Origin of the sequence: Streptomyces sp. NPDC005281 (genome assembly GCF_040607495.1) — a bacterium.
Classification (GTDB): domain Bacteria; phylum Actinomycetota; class Actinomycetes; order Streptomycetales; family Streptomycetaceae; genus Streptomyces.
The window spans coordinates 35,573-43,310 of the sequence record NZ_JBEXGX010000048.1; the positions used below are offsets into that span (position 1 = coordinate 35,573).

Annotated in this window: 6 protein-coding genes; 1 reads left to right on the forward strand and 5 read right to left on the reverse strand. The window is 68.7% G+C overall.

What is annotated here, in order from left to right:
* Positions 1-139 precede the first annotated feature (139 nt).
* From ABZV42_RS38815 to ABZV42_RS38835, 5 genes are all read right to left on the reverse strand, one after another.
* Positions 140-1,180, reverse strand: coding sequence for an ImmA/IrrE family metallo-endopeptidase (locus tag ABZV42_RS38815; protein ID WP_355846427.1), 1,041 nt, complete (start codon positions 1,178-1,180; stop codon positions 140-142).
* Complete coding sequence (locus ABZV42_RS38820; protein WP_356056282.1) at positions 1,177-2,136, reverse strand: hypothetical protein; 960 nt, start codon at positions 2,134-2,136, stop codon at positions 1,177-1,179. The genes ABZV42_RS38815 and ABZV42_RS38820 overlap by 4 nt, the downstream gene beginning before the upstream one ends.
* An 84-nt stretch (positions 2,137-2,220) precedes the next feature.
* Positions 2,221-3,231, reverse strand: coding sequence for a hypothetical protein (locus ABZV42_RS38825; protein WP_356056284.1), 1,011 nt, complete (start codon positions 3,229-3,231; stop codon positions 2,221-2,223).
* A 287-nt stretch (positions 3,232-3,518) separates the two neighbouring features.
* A complete protein-coding gene (locus ABZV42_RS38830; RefSeq protein WP_355846435.1) occupies positions 3,519-6,272 on the reverse strand; it encodes a Helicase associated domain protein in 2,754 nt (917 codons plus the stop codon).
* Entirely contained in the window at positions 6,269-6,598 is a 330-nt protein-coding gene (locus tag ABZV42_RS38835) for a hypothetical protein (RefSeq protein WP_355846438.1), read from the reverse strand. Before ABZV42_RS38835 ends, ABZV42_RS38830 begins: the two co-directional genes overlap by 4 nt.
* Positions 6,599-6,953: 355 nt before the next feature.
* Between ABZV42_RS38835 and ABZV42_RS38840 the strand changes: the two genes are divergently transcribed.
* Positions 6,954-7,382 carry a hypothetical protein gene (locus ABZV42_RS38840; RefSeq protein WP_355846440.1) on the forward strand — a complete coding sequence of 143 codons (429 nt, stop codon included), beginning with the start codon at positions 6,954-6,956 and terminating at the stop codon, positions 7,380-7,382.
* Positions 7,383-7,738: the final 356 nt, after the last annotated feature.

Here is a 7,738-nt window from a genome sequence, read left to right on the forward strand (position 1 = left end):
GTCCGTTCAGGTGAGGGGCGCCGAGCGCCGCACAGCGCCCGGAACCTCCCCGGGCGGAGCCGTCACTCGGCGGCTCACCCTCCTCTGACGTCACACCGCCGAGATCGTCCGGGCACCCCTCACCCTTGCTGCGATCAGGTCAGGAACAGTCCCGGCAGACCGTGCTCGCACCCTTGAACCGGGACGGAGCTAGGACCATGAAGCACTCCTCGCAAGCACGGTCGCTCCGCCTTCTGGCGGCCGTACAGCCACAGTGCCCCTGCCCGCACGAAGGCTCCCCGCACTCCGCACATCCCGGCTCGGTGATCTTGAATGACTCCCCGCATGTCTCGCACTCCCACCAGGAACCGGACCGGGAGCTCCCGGTCCGCGGCCGCGGCGCTGTGAAGGCACGCCAGGCCACGCTGTCCTCGGCGAGCACCGCGATCAGATAGTCCTCGTCACACCATGCCGCCTGCCCGTACAGCAGATCGCTCCGCTGGCCGGATCGGTAGAGCACGAACGTCTTGTCGCGCTCCACCATGGCGCGGGTCCCCAGGGCCGCGGCCAGGAGCGGGGTGCCCGACTGGTCGGAGCCCCGAGCCGGGGGAATCATGCCGTGAGCCGCGGCGAACAGCACCCGGCCCGCGGCGTCGAACAGGACGACCACACCGCCGCCGGCCAGGTACCGCGCCGCACGCACACAGCACGCCTCGCGCGAGGCCCGGGAGGTGCGGAACATGGCGACTACATCGTCGGCGCAGGGCCCGCGGCGGCGTACGTCCGCGGCAATCTGCGCATCCGGCACGAGGATGCGCGCGGCGAAGGCGTCACATGCGGCTTCCTCGAACGCTTCGGAGTCCTCCCAGTCGAACAGGCGCTGCCCCAGCTCGGGGTCGGTCTGCTGGAGATGGTGGCCCAGCTCGTGCAGGCCGGTAAATCCGCGGCGCCGATGTGAGCGGGCCGCCCCGACCACCAGCGTGGGGGGATCGGTCTGCGACCGGTAGCTGCCGGCGACCGAGCACCGGCCACCGCCGTCCGACGCGGCCTCCAACGACACCTGGACGTCCGTCCAGCGGCCCAGCTCGGCCAACGGATCGGCGCGCAGCGCTTCCACGGCGCCGGGGTGCAGCCGCTCAAGAGCCGAGATCATCGCCTCCGCCTGACGCGGAGCCTCCTGGTCGAACCGGCGCCGTGTCACGCGCCGCCCTTTGTACTGTCCTCGCCGCCGAGGAACTGCCGCAGACGGGCGTCCCAGTCGGCCGCGCCACCGCCTGTTTCGCGAGCGGCCAGGGCGAAGGCGCCGTAACTGCCCGAAAGACGCGCCTGGGCTTCACTGATCTCCAGCTGCCGGGCGCGGCGTACCCATACCGAGCGCCACCGCGGGTGCTCTATGGCCTGGACGAGATCGGCGGGCAGGGGACGGACCGTCCGGGCGATCTGCTCTGCGCTCAGCCCGGTCGCCGAGGCGATGGCGTCGATCCGGTCGGCAGGCAGCGGAGCCTTGCCGCGAAGCAGTTTCATGACCTCGGGCTGCGGCATCTCCAAGGCAGAGCACAGCGTCCTCAAGTCCAACCGGTCGCCGAGCAGCGACGCCAACGTCCCGGGAGGCCGTCCGTTCTCCTGAACCGGCAGACCGGGCGCATGTTGCAGATGCTCCAGATCATCAGCGAGGCCAGCTCGCGTCTCGGCGTCTGGCTCCAGGGCGGACCGGATCATCTGCCCCTGGCGTACCCCTGCCACGGCTGGCGCCGGCCGTCCCTGGGCCCAGGTCGCCGCACACTCCACGATGTCCTCGTCCCAGGCATCGACCACGCGCTCCAGCACACGCATGGGGACACAGGAGGCCAGCCCTGCCCACACGGTGGCCTCGACGCCGAACGCGGTACGTGCCCCGTCCACGACCACGCTGGTCTCATCCTCACCGGGCGGGTCGATCGTGACGGGGACGGCGTTCACCTCACGGGCCTCCACCTCCAGGATCAGCACAAGCACGCTGACCTCGTCCCAGCGTGCCCGCCATACCTGACCAGCCTTGATCTCCGCCTGAGCCGGATCACCGAAGCGCTCCTTCAGCCCTGCTTCCGACAGAGCATGCGGCCCACGCATCTGCCGGGCCAGGTCCAGGAACCGTTGCGGCACTCCCGAGTCACTCATGGTGTCCTCCCGCATCCATCGACTGAGCAGGCCTCCACCATCGATTGACGTCATACCGGCCAAGACGTCCGGCCCCGGCCGCGCTCATCGTGTCTGCGCCGCTTCGCTGCACAGCCGGATCACCTCCGACCCCACCGAACGTACCTGGTCCCCGTCTCCGTTCCCGACGAGCTGCTGCAGTTTCTCCTTCAGACGTGTTCTGTGGTGATAGGCCTGGGACCGGCCGCAGCCCAAATGCGCCTGGAGCTCCCCCGGGCTCTCCAGATACGCGACCATGACCCGCTCCTGAGGGCTGAGCATGGCCACGATCTGTGCCGCGGCAGACGCCGCACTGGCCTCGTCGTCGCGAGCAAGCACGATCTCCTCCGGGGAGGCATGCGCACTGGCGGTGATCTGCGATCCCGCATCGTCGGGGAGCGGGAGGACTATCGGATCCAGCGCCACGGGAAAGCGAGCGATGAACACCTCGACGAGCTGCGCGACCTCCATCGATCCGGCGGCAGTGGACAAAACCGCACGGATCACAGCTTCCAGCGACTTCCTGTCAGCGAGAGGGGCTCGGCGCGTTTCACTGGTCCACTTCGGGATCTTGATGTTCGGCACGGCGTACGCGGCGTCGACGAGCGGGTCGGGGGGACCGGACCAGGGCTGCAACGTCGTGCCGGACAAGCGCCACCTACCGGCCCCCGCCTCGCCCGGCGGCACCGCCTCGAAGGCACTGCAGTCCGTCAGTACCTCTTCCAGCGAGCGCCTGACCGAACCGAGCGCGGTTTTGCGGGCCTGGTCGATCAACCAGCGCCGGATCGATGTCCGCAGCAATCGTCCGACACTGTCATCGTCGGTGGCCAGAGCCAGGAGATTGGCGGTGACCGCCTGGAGACGGTCTGCCAGGAACTCATACAGCAGATCCTCCGCATCGGCCTTTTGCCAGCCGGCCGACGGATCCAGAACGGGAAAGCGCCGTGCTTCCTGCCGCACCAGCTTGCCGGTCAGGGTCAGACACGCGGGGCCGAAGCACCCGAGTTCGTACAGTTCGTCGAATACGGAAATAGCCGGTACCTCCCCTTGATGGGCGAACCGTACGTCAAGGAGCACTCCCGGAACAGGAAGTTACGGATTCCCCCTCGTCCGTCCATCCCACGCTTGAACCTAAGCGAAGGCACGGATGCCCGCAGCCCCTCTCGGCCGGGTTGATGCGCCGGGCGGTGGACTGATGCCGACGAGCAGCAAGGGGAGGCCACCGGCCTCCCCTTGCCCCCTGGTGGGGTGTGCGCCAACACGCGCTCCGCCTGATGCCCGTAGTTCTTGATTGCACCCAGTGGACCAAGGGCTTTGCCAACTTCGCTGTACCACATTCAGTTTGACCAGCGTGGCATTGCATCCTAATGACCAACCTGCCCCCTGCCAGACCGGGCCCGCAGTGGTTCGGGCGCCCGCCGCCTGCCAGCCGAGCCCTCGGGCTGGCTCGGCACCGGCGCAGTCACCGCCCACGGGACGTCCAGTGCAGCGAGGACGGCCTGTTGCTCCTGGGGGAGCTTGCCCCACCTCGATTTGGTATTCGAGACCCACACGCCCAGTTTCACGGTCACCGGGTCCGTCTCGCCGTCGACGGCGATCTCTTCGCTGTGGCCGCGCGGTACCGGCCGGTGGGCGCCTTCCCGCTCCACCCACTGCGCGAGGGCTGCCAGGCCCCGCTGGAACGCTTGCTGCGCCTTGCTCTGGCTCTTCGTCGCACCCTTGGTCGCCGGGGCGGGAGACGGCGCCTCAACGGGCTTGATGCCTAGCCTGGTCAGTCGTTCCTGCTGTTCCTCGGTGAGCTGGGACCACTCGCGGATCTGTCGATGCAGCCATCGTCCGATGTCGTCGCCTTCGAAGAGGACGCCGGGCGCGATGTAGGGCAGGCTGCCGTCGGCGTCGACCAGGTCGGCGAGGGCGCGGTGGTGGCGCTGCCAGTCCAGTGGCCAGGGGCAGTTCCAGTCGGGGTCAATCGTGGACAGCTGTGCCGCCCGTACCGCGGCGCGGGAGGGGTTTTTGCCGAGACCGTCTTTGCGGCGGAGGTTGGCCATGTGTTCCCCGACCGGGACCAGTTCACTGTCGGCGCTGCCCCACACGGCGTCTCGCCTAGGGGCGAGATGGCCGTGCGCTCGCCGGTAGGAGCGCAGGACGGCGAGTTTGGTCTCCCAGGCCTCTTCGCTGGGTTCCCACACCATTCCGGCGTCGTCGAGGAGTTCCTTGCGGTGGTCGTCGAGTTCACCGGCCCGGTAGGTGCGCCGCTGCTGATGGACCCATCGCCCCAGAGGGAACGCCTTGGTGGCTCCGGCTTCGGTCTCGGTGTCGTACGGGACGGCGTACAAGCCGGTGATCTCGTTCTCCGCCCGCCAGCGCAGCAGGGCCTGGTAGCCCTCCAGCCACACCAGCGACTCGGGCCGGTAGACCCGGGTACGCAGGAACGCCGCGATGGTCGCCGCGTCCCGGGGAGAGGAGAAGTGGAGCAGCGCCGACTCGGCAGCGCCATCGGTGTCGTCCTGCTCCTGGTCCTCGCCGTCACCCTCGCTGCCGGCCCCGACGATCCGCCCGTCCTCGTCGCGCCGGACGTGCACTTTGCGTTTGCCGCTGGTGAGGGCGCGGGAGGCGAGCTGTTCGACCAGGCGCTCATCATGGGAGCGCAGGCCCTGGAGGACCGCCACGAGAGGGCGGAAGCTGGCGGAGGCGACCATGTCGGTGGGGTCTTCGCCGGGTTCCAGGAATACCGGCACGATGATCCGCGCGACTTTGGTGGTGCCGTCCTTGTTGAGGCGGAGCGCGCGGCCGATGTTCTGCACGATCTCTACTTGGGAGCCGCGGGTGTCGGCGAAGCAGACGGCTTCCACTCCCCGCTCGCCGGTGATGTCGACGCCTTCCCCGAGCACGCGCACCGAGGCGAGGAAGGCGCGGTGGACCCGGCGCCCGGCCGGGTCGATGCCGTTCGCGAACTGCCGTAGTACTTCACGTCGTTCGGCGACGAGGTGGTCGCCGCACAGCCAGGCGGACCAGACGCGGTCCGGGGGTGCGTGGCGGCCGGCCTCGAGTTCGTAGAACTCCGCGTCGATCGAGGATGCGGGGAGCTCCTCCTCCGCCTTGGCCATGGTCTCGTCATCGGTCTCGGTGACGTACAGCTCGGCAGCGGTCTGCGGGAGCTTGTCCGCGAACGCGGCGGCTTCCTCGACCTTCTGGTGGAAGGTCATGACCGTACGGAGGTTGTACGCCGCGGCGTGTTCCAAAAGTGCGGTCTGCAGGAGCGCCAGGCGCCGGCCGCGCTGCGCCTCCTCCGATTCCCCGATGACGGGGGAGGGGTCGCGGATCTCCAGCACGTCGATCTCGAACCCCGCGAGGATCTCGCGCTCGATTGCCTCCGAAAGTCCGAGCTCCGCGAGCCACGCGCCGTACGTGCCGTCCGGGTCGTCGGCCATGGTCGCGATCTCCAGCTCCTCGCCGTCCGTGCCCTTCTGCGGCCGGGCGGCGGCGAGGATGCGCGGGGTTGCGGTCAGGTAGAGCCGGAAGTCCGCCGGGATCCGCTGGTTGTCGTGGATCGCCGCCCACGGCCTCCCGAGGTCACCGGCGGTGCCGTGCGCCTCGTCCACGATGGCGAGGTCGAAGCCGTCCATCTGCTGTCCGTAGAGCCGCTCCCCGCCCGCCAGAGCAGCCTCCAGCGGCCCACGAACCTTCCCTGGGCTCTGGGGGGTGTCGATGTCCTCGCGGTCCACCAGCGAGGCGTACGTGGCGAACACAACCACCGGGCCGGACCGGGCCCACAGGGCGAGTTGGATCGGGTTGGTGGTGGTGCGTACCCCCAGCGAGCTGAGCACCGCGTCGTTCTCCAGCGAGCACACTGCGACCATCGGTGCGCGGTGGCCCACCAGGTGCCAGGCCTGGGCGGTCTGGACGAGCAGGTCCAGGGTCGGCACGGTCACGAGGATCCGTCCGTTGCGAAAGCACTCCAGGGCGCATGCGGCGGCCGTGATCGTCTTGCCCGAGCCGGTCGCGGACACGATCGTGCCTCGCACCCCTCCAGAGGGCGCAGGTGATCTTGCGGGAAAGCCGACCCATTTCCGGAAACTCGACTTCTGAGCCACCTGATGTTCTCGGAGCTGGATCAAAAGAGCTCTCCGGGTTCGGGAAGGACTTGTTCGACGGAGGCGATCCGGTATCCGCCACGCTGGTAGAGGCCGCCCTCTCGTCCGTGGACGGTCCAGGCCTTCTCGGCCGCGCGGTCGGGTGTTGCCTCCATCAGATGAAGTGTGAGGACCGGTACGTGCGCCGTCGATCCGACAGCGGACCGGGCATCGATCCGGTAGACCCGGTGCCGCGTGATCTCCACAGCCCTGGCCCCCGACCGCTCGGCCTCGGCCACCTCTTTCACCAGACGCTGCAGCCGCTGCTGCTCGTAACGGCCGCCACGCGCATCACCAGCGAGCTCGTACACGGCCATCCCCTCCTTGTTCATGAGACTCGCGATCCGCTCCCACTGACGACATCGCAACTCTGCGATGAGCAGCTCGCTCAGATGGTGAGGCTCGAGAGGGGCCCGCCGCGCTGCCGAGGCGTTCCTGAGCCGGACGCACCTGTGCGGCCACCGCACAGGTGCGTCCGGCCGCTTTCGAGACCACCCCCAGCCGGACGAGCTCGTAGGGAAGATACTCGTAGATCAACACGCCTATCCTCCTCCTTCCCCTGTGGTCCTGATGCCCCACAGGGGATCCCTCATTTCTGCCAACTCTACATGCTGCATCAAACCGAGAACCCTCCAGAGAACCCCAGAAGAAAGCTATGATTCGATCATGACCGATCAGTGGTACGTCCTCATTGAAGAGGACACCAGAGAGACCGAACGCGCCGACGGCGTGGAACTGAAACTGCACCGATGGATGCTGGTGGGCACTCACCACATCAACGGCGACCAGGAGCAAGCCACCGCAGCAGCCGAGGACGCAGCCCTGCACTACCTGCCGGGAGTCCTCGCCCGGCACGCCCAGCCCGGAGATGAGCCGGCCCGGCACGCCTTCCTCGCCCCTGACGGGATCTGGGTGGTGCTCCTCAAGCAGCGGAACCGTGAGTGTCATATACGGGTGTCCGTAGCCCGGTTGATGCACTCCCAGGAGGAGAAGCAAGCCCCACCGAAAACGCTGAAAGAGATGCTCCGCAGTGCTGTGCAGGCCCCGGCACCCTCCCCGAAGCCGTGGACGCCCGCCGGGAAACTCTCAGAGTGAAGGAGCAGGACCCCCCGCCACGAAGGCCTCAGAAGCTGACGACCGATCACCCCGGACCACCCCTCGCCGCCAGCCCAAGCCGCGCGAAGCGCGGCGCATCGCCTCGCGCGCAGCGTGAGGCCCGCGGTCCGGAGCGCAGCGGAGGACCGCTCAGCCCGGACGCAGGCCGGGCCAGGCTGCGCAGCAACTCCACCCCCGCAGCGCAGCGAAGGGGGTGCCAACCCGAGTGCGCAGCACTCGGGTTGAGCGGAGAGCGCAGCGAACCGCCAGCGCTCCCGCGGAGCGGGTACCACATCGCTGCGCGATGTGCAAGCGAACCCCCCCGCTGCGCGGGGGGGTTGCGCTCCCGCTCCGCG